Here is a 20,390-nt window from a genome sequence, read left to right on the forward strand (position 1 = left end):
CGTTCGTCTGTTGGATTGATCCTGAAGCAAGGCATCAAGGCCTACCGCCAGCAACAGACGGCAGACTTGAACAGCGCGGATGATCCGGCAGCAAGGACAGCAGCCGGATCATCCTTGATGAAGAAAGGAAACGCCTTAGCGATCCAGCCACACGTTGGTGTAGTCACCCTGCGCACTCAGCGCATATGGCTGGAAATTCTGAACCGCTTCGCCGTGATACAGGACGATATTTTCGCTAACCATGGGAACGACCGGAGCGTCCTTCATGACCATTTCGTCCACTTCACCCCACAATTTGGCCGTCTCTTCCGGCGTGGTCGCATTGATGGCCTTTTTCGCCAGAGCCGTTGCATCCGCATTGTTATAGTCGGTGTAATTGTAGGTCTGGTGGTTGCCGTCATAGGTGAATTGTGGCTGGAAGACAGAACGGGCAGCCCCGCCAACCCAGTCCGGAGACCAGCCAACCGGAGCAATATCCCAGGTGCCTTCCTCGGTGTTGCGCTGGTTGGTCATGAATTTGGAATAATAGTCAGCCGGAGCGACAGGCGTCAGTTCCAATGTGATACCGGCTTTCGCCATGGCAGCCTGAACGGTCTGGGCGACAGCAGGTAGAATGCCCGAGTTGCGGTAGGGCATCTTGAGGGTGATGCCATCGGGATATCCGGCTTCAGCGAGCAGGGCTTTGGCCTTTTCCGGATCGCCCTTGGACTCTTCAGAAGGATAGAGATCAAAGTCATGATAGCCCAACACACCCGGGCCGAAGATACCATGCTGAGGAGCAGCCACAGCCGGTCCGCCCATCTGCTGGACAATGGCGGCCCTGTCGACAGCATAGTTGAGAGCCTGACGGACCTTGAGGTCCTTGAGGGCTCCATCATTATTGCCGGATACCGTATTGATGAAGATGAAGGACGTACGGCCAACCCCCATGGTGGAGAGCTTTTCATCGCCGGTCATCGTCAGCATCTGCAGAATAGCTGGTGGAATAATGATGTCCCAAACCACATCGGCGTCACCTGCCTGAAGCTGCTGAATAGCAGCATCGGCCTGCAAACCGAAGGTGATGTCAATCTTGTCGACATAGGCTGCGCGCAGCGGATCGCTTTCAGCATTCCATGACGGATTGCGCTCCAGCACCAGCTTGCTATCGGGCACATAATCGGTCGGGGTGTAAGGGCCGGACGCAATATAATTGTCGCGATAATCCGGGCTATCCGGCATATAGTCGAGCACTTCCACCGGCGCCGGTGTGGCGCTTGGCAGAGACAGCATATAAATGAAATCGCCCGCTTCTTCCTTCAACTTGAAGGTGACGGTCTTGTCATCTTCTTCGGTGATGCCGGAGATATCATTTTCCTGAATATAGGCCTTCATGGCGTCGACAGTCGGGTCGACCTTGGAGAAGCCTTCGCAGAAGCTGTCCATCCCCTCGATGAGCGAGGTGTAATAGGTCAGGGCAAAAGACCCAAGCGCCGGATTGCACATGCGTTTGATACCGCGCTCGACATCTTCCGACGAGATCTGACGGGCACCATCAGGTGTGTTCCAGGTGGCTCCATCACGGATTGTGAACGTGTAGGAAAGGCCGTCTGCGCTTGGTTGAGGCACTTCGGTTGCCAGATCGCCAACCGGCGTGATTCGCACCGTTTCGTCCGTTGAAGAGTCATAGCTGATCAGCGTACGCTGGGTCGGGCGCAGAAAGTTGTTGGTGGTAACCAGACCGGCGCTGGTGGGATCAAACCGGTCAATGTCGGCAGTGCCGACAACCTTGAGCGTGCCGCCCTTTTGAGGGGCAGCATTGGCGTCAAGACCAATAGAAAGCGTAGCTGCGGCAGCAACACCACAGAGCAGTGTCCGGGCGATGGTGCCCGACAGGCCACAAGTCTTCATTTTGAACTGAGACATCAGTTTCTCCTCTGAAGATGATCGATGGAAAGGTGTGTTTTTATAGTTTGTATTTTCATAGTATTATCATTGAATAATCATACGTCAATATTTTGTATTATAATTGTCGACATATGATAGAGGCAAAGTTGAAATCCCGCCGTTTCTCTCGGCATTTTTACCAAGGGAGATAGATTTAGGATTTGGAAGCAGTCCCCAGTGCCTCCGAAAGGTCGCGCCAGAGAGCCTCGGTTCCTTCCAGACCGACATGCAGACGCACCGATTGTGGCGATTGCCCGAAGGCGCGCGCCGAATTGGGTTCCGATTTCTGTTGCAGCCCGACATCACCCGGCACAATGAGGCTTTCATGCCCACCCCAGCTGACACCAAGCTTGAACAGCTCGAGTGCGTTGCAGAAGCTACGCATGTCGACATGATCCGCCAGCAAAATGGAAAAGAGGCCCGTTGTTCCCTTCAGCCCGTAAGGCAGAGGCGCAAGGCCGGGATGATAGACCTTGACCACCTCATCCCGCTCACACAGGCGGCGAGCGAGCTCTAGCGCACTTTCCTGATGGGCCATTACGCGTTGCGGCAAAGTGCGCAGACCGCGAAGCAGCAACCACGCATCCATGGGCGCAATGCGCCCGCCCAGATAGGGATAGATCTCACCCCGAATGCGAGCGATAGTCTCTTTCGATCCAGCAACGACACCAGCAACCACATCGCTGTGCCCGCCGATATATTTCGAAGCGGAATGCACCACCAGATCAACGCCCAGCTCGAGCGGGTTCTGAAAGATCGGCGTGGCCCAGCTATTGTCAATCACGCTGAACACGCCTTGCTTTTTGGCCATAGCCGCAAGAGCACCCACATCCAGCGCTTCCATAACCCAGCTTGTTGGGCTTTCTATATAGAACAGCCGCGCACCAACAAGAGCTGCCTCCACGGCAGCATGATCTGTGCCATCAACATAGGTCACTTCGATTTGCATGCGCTTGATATAGGTTCCGAACAGGCGGAAAGCATCCGGATAGACATTACGCACCACCACGATTCTGTCCCCCGGAGCCACATTCGAGAGAATGGATGCCGAAATGGCAGCCATGCCTGAGGCAAAGGCAATCGCATCATCGGCCATTTCCAGAGAGGCAATCTTCTCTTCAAGCGCCCGAACCGTGGGATTGAGACCGCGACTATAGACCGGTCGCTCAAGATCTCCCCTGTAGGTGGCCACCATCTCTTCATAGCTGCTAAAGGTGAAGAGAGAAGTCTGCACAATGGGCGGAACAACAGCGTCCTGCGGATTATGCTCGTCATGGGCAAGGATCAACTGTGCCCGTTCCACGCATGAGGTCATGGTTTCATCATCCTGATGTCATCTTCTACCGAATTGAGGAGCTTTCGGGTCTCCTGTTCGGCTCTGTGAGGATCTTGATCACGGATCGCTTCAAAAAGGGTCCGGTGATAGGGAAAGGAATTGGAGGCAAAGTCCGGCCGCCCATAGGGACGTGTCCAGAAGCGCTCGAACAGATCGCGAAATTGCTCCAGAAGCTGGCGAAACAGCGGGTTATGAGCGGCATCATAAATGGACAGGTGAAATGCAAGATCCGCCGGGCCGCTGCCCCCTTCGGGCTTGAACAGGCTTTCCATATGGATAAGCGCGGCTTCCATCCGCTCGATGTCTTCTTCGGTGCGCCGCTTGGCGGCCGCGATCGACGCTTCCACCTCGATACCGCGTCGCACTTCCAGCGCCTTCAGCAGCAGGTCTTCAAGCCCATCAGTATCCAGAGAAAGCGGCATATAAACGGTATCGGATGTAATCTTACGCAGTAAAAACGTGCCCGAGCCGATACGTGGTTCCAAGATGCCCAAAGCTGCCAATTGGCTGACCGCTTCCCGCACGCTGGTTCGCGCCACGCCCAACGCCTCGGCCAGATCCCGCTCAGGCGGCAAGCGATCACCCGGCACCATCTTTTGCCGTGTGATGAACTTGGCCAAAGCCTTGATCACCTGCTCGCTACGCCCCTGCTGGGGAAGCGGCTTCAACCCCGCGACGCGCTTTTTCCTGTCTTTCAATGCAATTCTCTTTGGTAATAGGTCTGACCAATTTGAAGAGAAGGAAACTGGGGATAACTTGTCCTCTTTAACCCTCTCAAATGCAGTATTTTGTGACTTTTACGACCAACCACGCCCTGAAATGCTGTGTCTGGCACTGGTTGTCCCAGCTCTTGATGTCAGATCTCAGAGAGTTTTCCAGCCCTCATTTAGGTCTAAATTTCATCAGGTTAACGCGACTGTTTCAAAGCTTTTCGCGGATCTGGCAGAGACCACCAGCCGCCCTCTTCTCTCCAATTACAACGCATTGAATACTAATTGTCGACAGCGTGTAGACATAATTCTGTTCTGCGCTAAGCTGAACGGCACGATGCACAGGAACCAGATGACTGCGAAGGAATGTTCTCATGAAACAAGACAGCCCGGATATGGACGCCCCTTTCTCCCGCCAGGCCAAACGCTTCCAACCGATAGATCATGCTCATGTGCATTTCACCGAAGGCTTCTGGAAGAGCTGGCAAGATATAGTGCGTGATATCACCATCCCGACCCAATATAAGCGTCTTGAAGAAGAGAAATTCCTCGAGGTTCTCGACTTCAAGAGCCCTCCAGCGCCCCTCGCCCGCCCCATCCAGCCTTCAGGCCTGTCGATGCAGCATTTTTTCGATAGCGACTTTGGCAAATGGATCGAAGCGGCCAGCTACATGCTCAAATATCAGCGCAATCCCGACATCGAAGCCAAAATAGATGATATTGTCGCAAAGCTAAGCGAAGGCCAGATGCCCGATGGCTATCTCAATTCATGGTTTATCCGCCGCGAGCCGGAAAAGCGCTGGACCAACCTGCGCGACCTGCATGAAATGTATTCGATGGGACATCTGCTTGAGGGAGCGATCGCCTATTTTGAGGCCACCGACAAACGGGCCTTTCTGGACATCATGCTCAAGGCCGTGGATCACATCATCACCCAATTTGGCACCGAAGATGGCAAGCTCAAGGGCTATGACGCCCATGCCGAAGTGGAATTGGCATTGATGAAACTTTATCGGCTGACCGGAGAGGACAGACATCTGCAACTGGCCCGTTATTTCGTCGATGAGCGCGGGCAGATGCCATCCTATTTTGATGAAGAAGCCCGTAAACGCGGCGAAAATCCCGATGACTATGTCTACAAGACCTATGCCTATTCTCAGGCGCACAAACCCGTGCGCGCGCAGGAAGAAGTGGAAGGTCACGCTGTGCGTGCCACCTATCTCTTCAGCGCCATGGCTGATCTGGCCTTCGAAACCAAAGACCCCACACTCTGGATCGCGCTGGAAAAGTTGTTTGCGCACATGACATCCAAGCTGCTCTATGTCACAGGTGGCATCGGCTCTTCGGGCGACAATGAAGGCTTTACGCGGGATTTTGATCTACCCAACGAAACCGCCTATGCGGAAACATGCGCGGCCATCGCCCTAGGTTTCTGGGTGAGCCGCATGGCCCAGATTGATCTTGATTCCCGCTATACCGATATCCTCGAGCTGATCGCCTATAATGGCGCCCTATCTGGCATCGCGCGGGATGGGGAGCATTATTTCTACGAGAATGTGCTCGAAAGCCATGGCCAGCACCGGCGCTGGAAATGGCACTACTGCCCCTGTTGTCCCACCAATATCGCCCGCTTCATCGCCTCGCTGGGAGGGTATGTCTATAGCAGCACCGACGACGCAGTGGCCGTTCATCTCTACGCCGCCAGTAAAGCCGACATTATGCTGAGTGAGCGGCCTGTGCGCATCACGCAGAAAACCGCCTACCCCTGGGATGGCGATATCCGCCTCAGCCTTGATCTCGACGAATCCTTGGACTTTACGGTGCATCTGCGCATCCCCGGCTGGTGCGACAAGGCAAGCATCGAAGTAAATGGAGAGGCCATCAATCTTTCAGATGTCACAATCAAGGGCTATGCCAACCTGACCCGCCGGTGGCAGAGAGGCGATGAAATCCGACTGATTTTGCCCATGCCCACCGTACGGCTCTATGCCCATCCCGATGTTTCGGAAGATTTTGGCCGCGTTGCCATCAAGCGCGGACCACTTGTCTATTGCGCCGAAGAAGCTGATCTGGGCTTTCCACCCCAGCGCCTGCGTTTGCCCGCCGAAGCTGCTTTCAAGGCCTCATTCGCAGAAGACCTTCTGGGCGGCGCAATAGTTCTGACATGCGATGCCTTGGCAGCAGACGAAACAAACTGGGGCAACGGGCTTTATTCAAAAAGCAAGGCGCGCATGATGGAGACCACATTGACAGCCATTCCCTATCATCTGTGGGCCAACAGGCAAAAAGGGGGCATGATGGTCTGGCTGCAGGAAGAAGCCTGAACCGATCAATCCGAAATAAGAAAAAATATTCACCAAGAGAGCAGGAGCAGGCCTCGTCAAGCGTGACTCAAAGGGTCAGCTCTCCACCAACAGCCTTGTTCCTGCCTCCCTGCTTTGCCGCATAAAGCATCTTGTCACAGGCCTGAATGACCGTATCTTCATCAGGCAGGCTTTTGCCCCTGAAATGATAGGTCATGAAACCAATGCTGACGGTCAGTTGGGAAGAAATATCTGAGCGTTCATGCGCAATTCCAGCCGCTTTCACATTCTCTTGCAAGCGACCAACCAGATGGCGTGCACCGCTGAAATCAGTGGCGGGCAGCAGACAACACATTTCCTCTCCACCATAGCGGAAAGCCATGTCTGACGTGCGCAGAAGGGTATCCCGGACAATGGCGCCAACCTTTTCAAGACAATCGTCCCCCGCCACATGGCCATAAAGATCGTTATATTGCTTGAAATAGTCGATATCGATCAGAAGCAGCGACATCGGCTCCAAAGAGCGCACATGGCGGCGCAGCTCGCTTTTCATCATCACATCAAAGGAACGGCGGTTGAGCAACCCAGTCATGCTGTCCAGAACCGCCATTTCATACAAGGCCCGATTGGATTCCTCCAGTTCGCGCGACGTGGCAGAGATCAGGTTGGTCAGAATCTTGAGTGTCTTGATGGACTGCAGCTCTTCTTCGGAATGCTGTTGGGCAGGCACGCCCCATTGCACCGGTTTTTCCTTTTTACTGCCTTCCGACAAGACCAGCATGGTCATATTCTGGATCAGCGAAACACTGGAATGGTTGCCTCCGGAGTAGAATTCCGATGAGGTAAAAAAGCCCGTGCTGTCGCATAGATGACTAAAGCCCTGCGTCTCATCGGAAATCTTGTTGCCAAGGATCATTTTTCGTCCGGAGCAGGAAAAAAAGAAGATGGCGTCCGGCTTCAGGGTCGCAACGCGGCTCTGCATCTGCTTGAGATCCTGATGCAGTTTGGAAATGTCGCAAAAGCTGAACTTGATCTTTTCACCTTCCTTGAAGGGAAACAGAAACTCGATCGCACCATCTGGATGATAGGTAACCGGCACATTTTTCATCAAGATGCCGTCCCGAACACAGGTCAGGGGAAATTCCAGCGTCGGATTTTGCAATTTTGCCAGATCGATATCGACCCCGAGATAATGCTTGTAGGTATCGATGACACTGCGTTCATCAATTTCATAAACCCGCTCCCCTTCAGCTCTGGTGATCTGCATTTCTCTGCCGATCTGCTCCCAACCATCTATCCGCAGGCTTTCCGCGTGTAGATCGGGGCCTGCCAGGGTTGCAATCACAGAGCCATGGCTGGAAAGAAAATGCTCGGTAAAGACAAAGGTATCAATATATTCATCCCCGACGCCAGCCTGCCCTCCGGCAAGCACAAGACCGGGATTCTCAACTCCGATGGCCTGAATAAAATCAAGGCTGCGCTGCAAATGGCCATCCGTAGCACCACAGCGAAACAGAATGGCAGCAGTTGCCCCCTGAGCGCTGATCTCCTTGGCAAATCGGTGCGTCGCCTCTGGCTTGCTATCATCGGCATAAAGTGTCTTGACCTTGGTGTCTTCAAAAACAGACAGACTGAGGACAATCGTATTTTGCGAGGTGGTCTTTCCCAGTATCTCGCCTTCGGTCGTCGCCCCCAGAATGGCCACGCCGGGAAAGGCATTCACCAGAACAGCCTGCAGGCTCTGCAGAGAGTCGCGCCCGCATCCACCGGCGTAAACCTGGATGAGTATCTGGTCACGAGGCACATCTGCAACCATTTGTAGTAAAACGTCCAAATCATCACTACTTCTATATAGTATATTTAGACATTTCATGCGTTTAGCCTCAATATTGGCGCTTTGTTTTTATGTTTCTCTATCAACTATTCCATCAAATAGCTAAAAGAACATATATACAGAGCGGTCCATATCCACAGTCCGTGAAAATATCCTTACCCTCATCATCATGTGTGCAAGAAAAGGCGTGCTAAACCCTACGCATTAGCCCGCATCAAAATGGAACAAACCCTAGAAAGAAAAACCCAAAGGCCTATTTAGAAGCTCTCGCGCACCTTGAGATGCACATGCTCCTTGGGGTCCGATTCGGCATGCGAATGCTGCTGCACATCCTCATCCACCGGAGTGAGAGAGGCAGCCCCGTGCTTGATCCCGCGCTCCAGAAACAAGGCTTGTGCGTAATCATTCACCTGCTCGACAGACCCCCGCAATACAGTCACATCAAAGGCATGATCATGGTCGATGGGCAGGCTCGTGGAATACAGAATCTGCCCGTGCCTGTCGTGCCGCCCCCGTTGTAACTTCTTCTCCAGCCCGACAACGGAATGATCCACGGTGCAGGACACAACGGCGATACAATTGGCTGTCTGCTCTTCTGCCGGCATGGCAGCAAGCCCTCGCCGGATCAGGTCTCTTATGGCCTCTGAGCGATTGGAAGCACCCGAGCGGGCAATGAAACGATCCAGAACCTCTGTCAATTCTGCGTCCAGAGTGATGGTTGTCCGCGTCATGCTGTTCATGTCAATCTCGTTTCTTCTCACGCGTGGCTCGAAGGGCTTCAAGCAGGGCTGTAACCATTTGATAAATACACATTCAGATCCGTTTGTAAAACCGCTATTCGACCTAGAGGCACAGCTGCAGAGCGGAGATCATGGCGGATACGGCATGTGATTTTATCTCTCTTGTCCAAAAGCAGCAGGAAGTGCTTGAACAAGGGTCAATAGTATGATCAATTATCCAAAATTTCATACTCAAAGGTTTTCCCATGCGTCCTCTTGCCCCTTCCTTCGCTGCGCTCGCTTGTCTTGCCCTTTTTTCCGCTCCGGCCTTGGCCCATTTTCAGGAAGTCATTCCCTCCGCAGATGTCCTGCCCGAAGGCGGTGAAGTGAACATCGATATGGTCTTCACCCACCCCTTTGAAGGCGGACCGGTTATGGAAATGAAAAAACCCGTCAAAATGGGTGTTTTCAAAGCTGGCACAACAACCGACCTGTTGCCCCGGATCAAGCAATCCGAAATCGATGGAAAGACCACATGGAGCCTTGAAACAGAGCTTGTTGAGCCGGGGGCATCGATTTTCTACGTCGAACCGCAGCCCTATTGGGAACCTGCTGAAGGCAAATATATCATTCATTACGCCAAGGTCGTCGTGGACAATTATGCATCCGGAGAAGGCTGGGATGAACTCGTCGGCTTGCCGGTAGAAATCCAGCCGCTCACGCGTCCAACCGGCCTGTGGGCAGGCAATGTCTTTTCCGGCGTGGTGCTAAAGGAGGGAAATCCTGTACCGTTCGCCGAAATCGAGGTTGAGTTTATCAATGACGCCTCTATAACAGCCCCTAACGATGCCTTCATTACGCAAGTGATCAAAGCCGATGCCAACGGCACCTTTACCTATGCCATGCCACGCGCAGGCTGGTGGGGATTTGCCGCGCTGGTCGAAGGCGATGAGCCAATGTCCTCGCCAGAGGGCAAGGACGTGCCGGTAGAACTGGGCGCCCTGATGTGGGTAAAAACGACAGATATGAGCGGGAAATAAGCGCCATGGCACATATCCCTGACGGCATACTCAGTGCACCGGTCCTGATTGGCGGCGCTGCTGTGGCCCTTGGCGGCGTAACGCTGGGGCTGCGCAGCTTGAGTGATCGGGCCATTCCCCGCGCGGCCATTCTGTCGGCAGCCTTTTTTACAGCATCGCTGATTTCCGTGCCCGTCGGCCCGTCGAGTGTGCATCTTTTATTGTCAGGGCTTATGGGCATCATGCTTGGCATTGCCATTTTCCCCGCCGTCGGGGTTGCCCTCATTTTGCAGGCTTTGCTGTTCGGCTTTGGCGGCCTGACGACATTGGGCGTCAACACCGTCAATATCGCCCTGCCCGGCTTTATCCTTGCCATGGCCATCGGCCCGATCATCCGCTCGTCCCACTCCAGCGCCATGCGGGCAGGCCTGTCTGCTCTTATCGGGGCCTTGTCTGTCTTGGGAACCGGAGGTCTTGTCGCCCTCTCGCTGGCGCTCTCGGCACCGGAATATACACCCGTCGCCAGCGTCTTGTTGGCCACCTATCTGCCGCTGGCGCTGGCTGAAGCTTTCGTCACGGCGGCAGTGGTAGGCTTTCTCTCTCGCGTTCAGCCCGACGCATTGAGTCTTGCAACCGGAGCTGCGGCTTCATGATGCGGTTTCTATTCATTGCCCTTGCATCCCTTGCGCTCTTCGCAAGCCCGGCCAACGCGCACAAACTGAAAGTCTTTGCCACCGTCAAGGGCGATCATATCGCCGGATATGCCTTTTTCATAGGCGGTGGCCGTGCGCAAGGGACCAAATGGATAGCCAAAGATGCCTCCGGCGCCATAGTGGCCGAAGGCACCACGGACATGGAAGGGACCTATGATTTCGCCCCTCCCAATCCCGCTTCGTCTGACATCACCATCACGGTCAACACACAGGAAGGCCATATCGCCTCCGCTCATGTTGCGGCAGACCGCTTGGGTGGCACAAGCATGCATACCCCTCAAACCGGCTCGCAAGACAACGTCCTTCAAACATCCCCTGCCAACCCGGCAGAGGCAAAACCCCAACTCCCGTCTACATCTCAACTGGAGCCGATGATCGAAGCGGCGGTTCAGCGACAGGTCGAGCCGCTTCTGGAGCGCATCGAGCAAATGGACAGCCATATGCGCTTTACCGATATCATTTCGGGCATCTTTCTCATCATCGGGCTTGCGGGAATTGGTCTATGGGCACGGTCTCGCCGATGAGACCAAGTCTGCTGCCAGAAGACCTGCGGATTCGGTTGATTGTCGTCTTTCTGGCGGTTTGTATCTTTTCCCAATTACAGAGCCTTGAGACGGCCTTCTTCGCCTTTATCGGGAGCCTCATTCTTGGCGCGACCGAAAGAATCGAGCGCAGCCTATGGCGACGGCTGATGCATGTCGAAGGCTTCGTGTTGCTGATTTTCATCACGATGCCCTTCCTCATACCCGGCCCCTCCCTTTTCAGCATCGGCCCCTTGCAAGCCTCTCTGGAAGGCGTGGCGAGAGCTGCATTGATCGGCTGCAAGGTCTCGGCGTCGGTTCTGCTTTTGATGGTCTTTCTTGGCCCCATAGAGCCAATCCGCCTTGGCGCAGCACTCTATGCTCTGAAACTGCCGGAAAGTCTGGTGCGCCTGTTTGTCATGACAGTGCGCTATGTGTCGGTTATCCGCATGGAGGCAACACGTCTGCACAAGGCCATGAGGGCAAGGGCCTTTCAACCGGGCACAAACCGTCACACTTACACCAGCTATGGCAACCTGATCGGCATGCTTCTGGTCCGCTCCCTTGATCGGGCGCACAGAGTGGAAAATGCCATGCTCTGTAGAGGCTATAATGGCCGTTACCCCTATGCCGAATTGAGCGCGCCAAAACCAATGGATTGGTTTTCCGGCTCCATTCTCATGGCGTTGGCGCTCGGTATTCTCCTCATGGACAAGATCCCTTTCTAGGAGGCCCAAGTCCACCCTCGCGCTTCCCATAAGCCCCTCAGCCCATCCGAGGCTGTAGGCGCATCGATCCGCTGAGAATCTCACCGGATTCAAGCAGACGCAAGCCAGCCAGTCCCTCCTGATTATGCGCATCCACCGCATGGGACATCGGTTCGAAACAGAAAAAATCCTTTTGGTAGGTTGGATCAAAGGAGATATCAGACACAAAAATCTGATAGCGCGTAAACAGATCGCTCGCCCTGATCTCCAACATCAGATTGTCGTCAGGCCATGCAATTTCGGCCAACCCATCCCATCCTTCAAAGCCGTTATTCACCCAATGATCCGGCAGAGACTGGGCCTCATTGAAATCCAGCGCACGAGGAAGAGCCTCTCTAGACCCCGGTAGCCGGTCACTCTCTTCAGTCCAATAGTGAGAGGCGCCAGCGGTCAATCTGGTCCGGGAAGTCAAAGGAAAGAAGGGGTGCCAGCCGAGCCCAAAGGGAAGGGTCTCATCCCCCAGATTGGTCACAGTGAGTGTGAGGATCAATCCCTCATCATCAAGCGTAATATCCTCGGTCGCCCGATACACATAAGGAGACGAAGTGCCCTCTGCGTCCTGTTGCTTTTCGAAAGAGAGCCGGCAGCGACTTTGCGCGTGCTCGACAATTTGCCACTCCCCCAACCAGCCATCCCCGTGCAGGTAGAATGGGTCATCATCCGTGTTGGCAAGAAAGACATGATGCTTCCCCGCGAGCGAGAAGCCATTGCCTCTGACGCGATTGCCAAACGGCACAAGAGGAAAGCAGCCCGACAGGTCTGCCCCGTCGCTTGCACCATCGCCCCTTGTCTGAAGCAACGGAAAAGTCCGGCCCTGATGCCGCATCTCAAAGGACCAGAGCGCCCCGCCCCGCGGTGAGAGCGTTGCGGAAAAGTCTCCATGGTCCAGAGCAATCAGGGACATGCCGCTTCATCCATTCCTTAATGAAAGACAAGCGGGGGCTCAAAGCGCCCGCTTGTAATAGTTTTTATTGTCTGTTCTGCTGGAACTCGGCAAAGACCACAGCAAGGATCAGCAGCGATCCCTTGGCCAGCAACTGATAGAAGGTGGGTACCGAGGTTAGGATCATGCCGTTGTTGAGGATGCCGATAACGGCAACACCAAGCAAAGCGCCGATGACACTGCCTTTGCCGCCCTGCATGGCACATCCCCCCAGGAATGCAGCCGTAATGGCCTCAAGCTCCAATCCTTGCGACCCGGAAATCGGCTGACCGGACCCGGTACGGGCGGCAAGCAGAATACCTCCGATGCCAGCAACCGCACCACTCATCACGAAAGTACCGATGCTGTAACGGCTGAGATTGATGCCCGCGAAGCGCGCTACAATCGGATTGCCGCCAATGGCATAGAAGTTTCGACCCACGATGGATTTCGACAGGAAGATATGGAAAACAATCGCAGTCAGGATCAGAATCCATATCGGCATTGGAATACCCAGAAAACGGCCAATACCGATCAGGCGGAAGGTATCATTGAAGATCGAAATCGACTGGCCATCGGAGATGATGAAGGCAACCCCGCGGAAAATAGCCATGGTGCCCAACGTGACGATGATATGATTGACGCGGCCGTAGGTAATGATCGTTCCGTTGAAAAGACCGGCCAACGCACCAACAAGAATGCCGAAAAAGATGCCCAGAGTGGCCGAGTCCGTCGCCTGAATGGCCGTTGCAGTCGCCACCGTCGTCAGTCCGACGATGGAGCCTACCGAAATATCCATGCGTCCGGAGATCACTACAGCGGTCTGGGATATGGCCAGCACGCCCAGAATGGCAATCCCCATCCCCATATTCAGGAAATTCCGCATGGAGAAGAAGACATCCCCGCGCAACGTACCAAACAGTACGAGAAGAACGAGCAGAGCCAGAATAAGGCTCATATTGTGAATGCCGATGCGGCCGGCGGTTGCTTCATAGAAGGTCTCGCGCGCATTGGCACTGCTTGTATTTAGTGTTTCATCAGACATAGTCAGGGTCCCCTTCAAGCAACCATCGATGCGGAAGGCATCGCGTGCAGCAGAATTTCCTCTTCATTGATGGCATCCCCCTCCAGTTCGGCGGTGATTTTACCATCGGCCATGACCAGAACGCGATCAGCCAGCCCCATCAGCTCGGGCATTTCCGAAGAAATCAGCAAAATCGCAATACCGCTGGCGGCAAGGTCATCAATCAGTTTGTAAATTTCGGATTTGGCACCGACATCAATCCCGCGGGTGGGTTCATCAAGAATGAGAACCTTGGGCGACCGCGCCAGCCAGCGGGCCAGAACCACTTTCTGCTGGTTGCCACCGGAAAGATCCGACACCTGCGTATCCAGGCTCGGCGCCTTGATCTTCATAGCTCTTGCTGCCTCGCCAACCAGATTTTTCGCCGACTGGCGATCAAACAGGCCATAACGCGAGACCAGATCGGGAATGACAATCGCGCCATTGTCCAGAATGGAGCGCATCAGCAACAGGGCCTCATGCTTGCGATCTTCCGGCGCAAAGCCGATCCCCGCCTGAATGGCAGCCGCCGTATTGTTGGCAGCAAGCGCTTTGCCTTCCATATGAACCGTGCCGCCGGTGATCTTGTCATAGCCAAATATGGCCTTGGCCAACTCGGACCGCCCCGCCCCCATCAAGCCGCCAAGCCCAACCACTTCACCGGCATTGATTGTCAGGGAGATATTTTCAATCGCGGCCGAGGACAGGTCCCTGACCTCCAGGACCGCGCGATTCTGCTTGCTCGGGCGCCGCGAGAAGAGCGTGCTCAGCTCTCGACCAACCATCTTGCGAGCAATGGATTCGGTCGTCTCCTCAGCAACCTGTGTCTGGGACACGATACGACCATCACGCAACACGGCAACCTGATCGGCCAGATCAACCACCTCATTGAGGCGGTGTGAAATATAAACGATGGCTTTACCCTCTTCGCGCAGGCGGCGAATGATGCGGAACAGGCGTCGCGCCTCGTCATCGGTAAGGGAAGATGTTGGCTCATCGAATGCGATAAACTGCCCGCCTGCGCGCACGGCCCGGATAATCTCGATCATCTGGCGCTGGGCTGGTCCGATCCGCTCGCAACTCTGGTCCGGATCCAGTTCATCGGCCATGCCGAAATCCTTGAGCAGCGCCAACGTATCACGCTTGAGCCGCGAACGATCCAGAAAGGCGCGTCCAACACGCGGCAGCTCGCCGATATAGATATTCTCCGCCACGCTCATATCGGGCACGATTTCCGGTTCCTGGTGGATCACCCTTATGCCCCTGGCATGAGCTTCTCTCGTCTGCCCAAAGACAACCGGCTGCCCGTCGATCAGCACAGATCCGGTGTCGGGCGGAAACACGCCCTCAAGAATGCGCATCAAGGTCGATTTTCCGGCCCCGTTTTCCCCCACCAACGCCAAAACCTCTCCGGGTGTGAAGGTCACCTCCACATCGGCAAGGGCCTGAACAACCCCGAAGCGCTTGGAAATGTTGGTCATACTAATTGTGTTCTGCATCTCGCCTCCTTTTCAGATGCGAAGACCGGGCAGGCATCTGCCCCTCCCTGCCATTGACGGCAGCCATATTCCAAAGCCCGACGAGGGGCAGTTTGGACCGGAATAGGCCCCGTGCAGCACGGGGCCTCGCATTTTAAAACTATATTACTTGCACAGACGCCCTTTATACGCGTCGAAATTGCCCATATTGACCAGTTCAGGCGAAGAATAGGTGTTCTCGGGCAGGTCTTTGCCATTCTCGATTGCGTCCATTAGTAGATTGACAGCAACCTTGCCCTGGTTTTCAGGGTTGAACCACATCGTGCCTTTGAAGGCGGATGCGCGTCCATTGCCGAAGGCGTCACAGGCGCGACTGCCATCGATGCCAACGCCGATGCCATTTTCTGCCGCATAGCCGGAATTTTCCATGGCGCGTGCAGCCCCCAGAACGCCGTCATCATTGCAGGAATAGAAAATCCAGTTGGTGATCTGGGGATTGGCGGTCAGTGTGGTGGTCATCACGTCAATGGAGTTGACCATCGTGTTGTCATAGGCAACGCGGGCAATATCATCGCGTTCGAATTCCGGATTGGCCTTCAGGAAAGCATCCTCGGCACCCTTGTTGCGCAGCATGCAGGTATCAGCCTTGCGGTCTTCAATCGAGGCAATCTTGACAGTTTCAGGATCCCAGCCGGAAGCCTTGTAAAGGTTTGACAATTCTTCGCCAACGGCCAGGCCGATATTATAGGAATCAAGCCCGACGAACGGTACCTTGGTGCCATCTTCATGATAGATGTCGTCATCGACCGCCACCAGCTTGACGCCAGCCTCCTTGGCGCGCGCAGCAACAACCGGGCCGATGCCGCGATCTGGCACGACAATGGCGATGCCCTTCACACCGTCACCAATCATGGTATCAACAGCGGTGATTGCCAGATCGGCATTGAATTGCACATCCTGCGCGATAAGCGAGGCGCCACGTGCTTCTGCGGCCTTTTGCGCCCCGACCACTTCGGCTACGAACCATGGATGGTCACCCATCTTGTTCACATAGCCGATTTTAATGTCATCGGCATTGGCCAGAGATGAAACGCTGCAAAATGCGACAGCAGCGCCTATCCATTTTAGTGAATTACCCATTTTTCTCCTCCACAGTTATGGGCGTTGGCGTCAGACCGCCAGAACGGGCGCATGCGCGGCGTCCCCTCTTTCGGCTTCAACCAGAAGCTCTGAAGCCAGAGCATGATTAGGATCGTCCTTGAGGGCTCGATAGAGCCAGTCTTTTGCAACATCCTCCTGCTTGCGCACGAGCGCCACCTGCCCGAGCATGACATAGGCAGAAATGGACTGTCTAAGCTGTATGTCATCGTCAAAGATCAGCATCGTCGGCAACGAGGTTGCGAAATAGTCAATCTTGGCCGTCGTGCCCAGAAGGTCCTTGGCGTAACCTTCAAGGGCATCACACAACATGTCAGCCTTCCGGTTGCGCCCCAGAGCTTTCATGGACAATATTGAATAATATGTCTTCTCGGAAAAGGCCCTGACCTCCATATCAAGGAAATCCCCTTTGAAATCAGCGGCCAAAGTCCAGTTTTTCAAAGCTTGTTCCTGATTTCCCGCTTGGGCATGAGCCACGCCGGCCCAGTAATGGGCATCGGACTGGTTGGCGAGCAGGTGCCGCGCCTCGCCAAGATTGTGCGGGCTGGTCATGGCCTTCTCAAAGGCCTCGCACGCCGCCACAAGATCACCGCGCTCCAGCGCATTCCTGCCCAGATTCAGACAGGTTCGGGTGAATTGCTCAAGAGCCATTCCTTCCCCGCCTTCCCATGGCTGGAACTGCCGCTGCATCAGTGTCGCCAATGCCTTGTCTGGGGCTCCGGTCTGGTTGAAGAGAGCAACCAGTTCGATTGTCAGATCATCGCGTTTCATGACCAGACCGCCATGAGCTTCCAGCTCCTTGAGCCGCTCATCGGGCTGCTTGCCAAGGCGTTTCCAGAGCTGGTCGCGCTCATAGAAGATGCGGGCATCAGCACGATCACAGGCAAAGGCCCTGTCATAAGCGGCAAGCGCCTTTTGTGCATCCTTGAGAATATTGTGATAGCCAATACCCAGATTCCGCCAGGGAATGGAAAATTTGGGCTGGTTTTCAACGGATTGCTCCCAAAGCACGATGGCTTCTTCATGCCGTTTTTTGTCGTAAAGGAGGTTGCCCAGATAGTAAGGAGCCATGGCATCCGTAGCATCCGCGGCAATCGCCGCCTTCAGAATGGCGATCTCTTCGAGACGGTTGGGGAAACAATAGTCGCTGTTGGCTTTGCGAGCGCATTGGCGCTGTCTGTCGGCTTCATCATGCAGCCCCAACTGATCGGCAAAATAGGCCGCGTAATAGTGCATGAGGGGTTCCGTGCCCGAAGAGCCCGGCGAAGTACCGCGTGACGTCAACTCGAACGCCCGGTTGAAGTCGCCCATGCTGGCATAATCCAGAGACAAATCCAGCAGCACCTGCGGATCAACACTCAAAGGAAGCCGCAGCGCATCCCGCGCCATATAGTCCAGCGGGTCCAGCGCCAGCGTTTCCGCAAACAGATCATCCGCCTCGTCACTGCGCCCCAGCGCACGAAGACAGAAAGCCTTGAGATTACGCGCTTTCAAATTGTCGACCCCAACACGCAGGGCTTCATTGGACCGGCGCAATGCTTCGGCCCAACGCCCCTTGGCTGCGTCTATTTCAGCCATGGCCAATTGGCTTGGCGCCCCCCATGCAACGGTCCAGCCAGCCTTGCCAAAATAATCATAGGCCGCTTCCGTGCGCCCCATATGACGCAAGGTGAGTCCGAGGTTGTAGAACGCCTCGCCATCCTGCGGGTTGGGATTGCGCAGGCGAAGCCTGCCAAGGGCGGCGCGGAAATGCGCTTCAGCGGCTTCAAATGCGCCGCGCCGCAGATGCCATACCCCCATGGCGTTGTTGCAACGACTATCCTGCGGATCGCGCTTGAGAGCTTCGCGCCAATAAATCTCGGGTGCCCGCGTCGCATGCCGATACTGACTAAGATGCAGCCCCGTGATGTAAAGTTCATCAAGACTCTCGATATCTTCGGGCAACATCGGCTCCGTGGCCGATTGGGTGGGTTCGTCATCGCGGACGCGATCAATGCCCCAATCGAGCAGCATAGTCCCGTCCGCATCCAGAATAACCAGCGCCAACTCATCGCGGTAAGTGCCCTCCGGCACCTCAGCCTCAAGCAATAGCGGCTTTTGCGGTTTTGCCTCAACGCCCCAACAGGCGATCTCCTGCTGGCCTTTGCGCACCCGCATCAAGGCTCCGGACAAAGGCACCACGGTATGAAGACCGATTTGCAGACGCGTGCCTTCAAGGGACACATTGACTGCCAGTTCAGGCGTGGCCTGATGTGCCGGTCCAATATCGCGAATGCCATACCAATGCTGGGTGAAAATCTTTGTTTCCCCCGGTGCAATGAAAGCGAAATCCGGTTGGTTGTCGGTATAGACTCCCGCCATCAGCTCGATATAGGGCCGATAGATGCCATTATCGTCAGGATCCGTCAGATTGCGGTCCCATGCATAGCCGAAATCATGATTGCCCCAGGTCCATTGTTTCTTGCCCGGTGAGACATGGCGATCGGCCACATGTACAAGGCCAGCACCAGCCGCATGATCATAGCCGCCGCAGAAGGACCCCAACGTATCCACGCACATATAGGATGTGGGCACAGGAATATTGGCGTACCAACGCAAATCATTCGGCGCATAGTTGCTCTCGGGAACAAACTGGCTGGGCGCTTCGATCTCTGGCACACCGGAGCGCGCCCTTTCGCCATAGTCAACACCGTAATAGTGCCCCTGACAACGCGGAAAATCGATCATGGCTCGCTTGGCATGGTCAGCAACACGGGTCACATCTTCAGGGAAGAAACTCTGATAATGCTCATGCACCTCGGTTGCCGCATTGGCCCACCACATGACGGTCTGCGTCATCGCTGTACGGTTATGCAACCGCACCAAAATGTCGAAACGGGCAATGTCCGGATAAAGACGCACCCCATGCATGCCCTTCATGCGGTTCATGGGTTCATGCTCACTCATCCAGACCGTCTGGGCGCCATCATCGCCCTCTTCGATCATCCAGTCGGTCGGCATATAGGTGCTCGGGCGGTGATGCTGTGGCCAGTTAAACTCTATGCCACCGGAAATCCACGGCCCGGCCAGCCCGACCAGTGCAGGCTTGATCACATGATTGCGATAGATGATGTCATACCCGTTGGCCTTGTCGATCGCCGCATAAACGCGCCCGCCCAGCTCTGGCAGAACAATCACCAAAAGATGGTCATTCTCGATGAAAACAGCCGTCCATTCATGCTCCACCGGTTCGCTCTCGATCCGGTCAATGAAAGGCAGGGGGTAAACACGTCCACTGGACCCCTGAAATACGCGCTTCTCAAGAAACATCGGATTGCGTTCGGCCTGCGCAGGTTCATAGGTCGGTAACGCCAGTGGTTGGCTCCAGGCCTTCACAGGGCGGCCCTTCTGGGATGCGGGTGCCTCAGCAAAAAGGGTATGGCAAGTCATGTGTGCATTTTGTCTTCAGCTGCTGACAATTTAATCCCTGAAGACATCCTCCGGCCCTCATGGTGAGCCTTGGAATTAAAAACCAGAATGGCAAATTTACTGAATAGTATGGAAGATATTCCGAAATGTGAAACAGACATGCGTAAAACGCATATCTGAAAATCCGGCTCCAACAATTCAATCTGAAACGAAAGTATTAGCTTTGATCAATCTCCGTAAAAATCTGGAGGCTCACACACGCCATCGACGCACCGCTTCATTTGTCCCTGTTTCGAAGAAAATCATCCTTTTATTCGATAGATATTGAACATAATCGCTCATTGGCAAAAAAACAGGCTCTGAAACAAGGAAGGGATCGCTTGGGAACGCTCCGCGCGCGATAATCGAGAGTGACAACCTCGCACCGCCCTAAAAGACCTTTTCAGAATACGGGATATGGATTATTTACCGGAATATCTCTTTTGAATTAGAACAAAACCATTCTATTCGCGC

15 protein-coding genes are annotated in these 20,390 nt (G+C 54.6%); 5 read left to right on the forward strand and 10 right to left on the reverse strand.

The genetic code is table 11. The annotated features are described in order from the left end of the window. Nucleotides 1-135: 135 nt before the first annotated feature. The 3 genes from BM258_RS20205 to BM258_RS20215 all read right to left on the reverse strand — a co-directional run bounded on the left by BM258_RS20205 (nt 136) and on the right by BM258_RS20215 (nt 3,966). Complete coding sequence (locus BM258_RS20205; protein ID WP_244544792.1) at nt 136-1,905, reverse strand: ABC transporter substrate-binding protein; 1,770 nt, start codon at nt 1,903-1,905, stop codon at nt 136-138. Between the two features lie 175 nt (nt 1,906-2,080). Continuing rightward, entirely contained in the window at nt 2,081-3,241 is a 1,161-nt protein-coding gene (locus BM258_RS20210) for a PLP-dependent transferase (protein WP_090075045.1), read from the reverse strand. After that, on the reverse strand, nt 3,238-3,966 hold the full coding sequence (locus BM258_RS20215) for a FadR/GntR family transcriptional regulator (protein ID WP_090075046.1): 729 nt from the start codon (nt 3,964-3,966) through the stop codon (nt 3,238-3,240). Before BM258_RS20215 ends, BM258_RS20210 begins: the two co-directional genes overlap by 4 nt. Before the next feature lie 380 nt (nt 3,967-4,346). On the opposite strand from BM258_RS20215, the gene BM258_RS20220 reads away from it, so the two are divergent. Then, nucleotides 4,347-6,296, forward strand: a complete 1,950-nt coding sequence (locus BM258_RS20220) for a glycoside hydrolase family 127 protein (protein WP_244544793.1) — start codon at nt 4,347-4,349, stop codon at nt 6,294-6,296. 67 nt (nt 6,297-6,363) lie between these two features. On the opposite strand, the gene BM258_RS20225 is transcribed toward BM258_RS20220, so the two are convergent. Together BM258_RS20225 and nikR are read right to left on the reverse strand one after the other, a co-directional pair. Beyond that, on the reverse strand, nt 6,364-8,091 hold the full coding sequence (locus BM258_RS20225) for a sensor domain-containing diguanylate cyclase (protein WP_175528183.1): 1,728 nt from the start codon (nt 8,089-8,091) through the stop codon (nt 6,364-6,366). A 275-nt stretch (nt 8,092-8,366) separates the two neighbouring features. Further along, complete coding sequence (nikR, locus tag BM258_RS20230) at nt 8,367-8,849, reverse strand: nickel-responsive transcriptional regulator NikR (protein WP_244544794.1); 483 nt, start codon at nt 8,847-8,849, stop codon at nt 8,367-8,369. A gap of 245 nt (nt 8,850-9,094) precedes the next feature. Here nikR and BM258_RS20235 point away from each other — a divergent pair, with 245 nt between their 5' ends. The 4 genes from BM258_RS20235 to cbiQ are packed head-to-tail and all read left to right on the forward strand — an operon-like array spanning nt 9,095 to nt 11,809. After that, nucleotides 9,095-9,868 carry a DUF4198 domain-containing protein gene (locus BM258_RS20235; protein ID WP_090075049.1) on the forward strand — a complete coding sequence of 258 codons (774 nt, stop codon included), beginning with the start codon at nt 9,095-9,097 and terminating at the stop codon, nt 9,866-9,868. Nucleotides 9,869-9,873: 5 nt separating this feature from the next. Next, nucleotides 9,874-10,500, forward strand: coding sequence for a cobalt transporter CbiM (gene cbiM, locus BM258_RS20240; RefSeq protein ID WP_090075050.1), 627 nt, complete (start codon nt 9,874-9,876; stop codon nt 10,498-10,500). Further along, nucleotides 10,497-11,084 carry a cobalamin biosynthesis protein CbiL gene (locus BM258_RS20245; RefSeq protein WP_090075051.1) on the forward strand — a complete coding sequence of 196 codons (588 nt, stop codon included), beginning with the start codon at nt 10,497-10,499 and terminating at the stop codon, nt 11,082-11,084. The genes cbiM and BM258_RS20245 overlap by 4 nt, the downstream gene beginning before the upstream one ends. Further along, nucleotides 11,081-11,809, forward strand: a complete 729-nt coding sequence (gene cbiQ, locus BM258_RS20250; RefSeq protein ID WP_090075102.1) for a cobalt ECF transporter T component CbiQ — start codon at nt 11,081-11,083, stop codon at nt 11,807-11,809. Before BM258_RS20245 ends, cbiQ begins: the two co-directional genes overlap by 4 nt. A 37-nt stretch (nt 11,810-11,846) precedes the next feature. Here cbiQ and BM258_RS20255 read toward each other — a convergent pair whose 3' ends face one another. From BM258_RS20255 to BM258_RS20275, 5 genes are all read right to left on the reverse strand, one after another. Beyond that, nucleotides 11,847-12,752, reverse strand: a complete 906-nt coding sequence (locus tag BM258_RS20255; RefSeq protein WP_090075052.1) for an aldose 1-epimerase — start codon at nt 12,750-12,752, stop codon at nt 11,847-11,849. Nucleotides 12,753-12,816: 64 nt separating this feature from the next. Continuing rightward, nucleotides 12,817-13,815: an ABC transporter permease gene (locus BM258_RS20260; RefSeq protein WP_090075053.1), complete on the reverse strand. Its 999-nt coding sequence runs from the start codon at nt 13,813-13,815 to the stop codon at nt 12,817-12,819. A gap of 14 nt (nt 13,816-13,829) precedes the next feature. Further along, on the reverse strand, nt 13,830-15,332 hold the full coding sequence (locus tag BM258_RS20265; protein WP_090075054.1) for a sugar ABC transporter ATP-binding protein: 1,503 nt from the start codon (nt 15,330-15,332) through the stop codon (nt 13,830-13,832). Nucleotides 15,333-15,476: 144 nt separating this feature from the next. Further along, nucleotides 15,477-16,451, reverse strand: coding sequence for a substrate-binding domain-containing protein (locus BM258_RS20270; RefSeq protein WP_090075055.1), 975 nt, complete (start codon nt 16,449-16,451; stop codon nt 15,477-15,479). A gap of 30 nt (nt 16,452-16,481) precedes the next feature. Continuing rightward, nucleotides 16,482-19,898 (reverse strand): DUF5107 domain-containing protein, encoded by a 3,417-nt coding sequence (locus tag BM258_RS20275; protein WP_090075056.1) that lies wholly within the window; start codon nt 19,896-19,898, stop codon nt 16,482-16,484. Between the last annotated feature and the right edge of the window lie 492 nt (nt 19,899-20,390).

The sequence above is a fragment of the Cohaesibacter marisflavi genome, assembly GCF_900115225.1.
Lineage (GTDB): Bacteria > Pseudomonadota > Alphaproteobacteria > Rhizobiales > Cohaesibacteraceae > Cohaesibacter > Cohaesibacter marisflavi.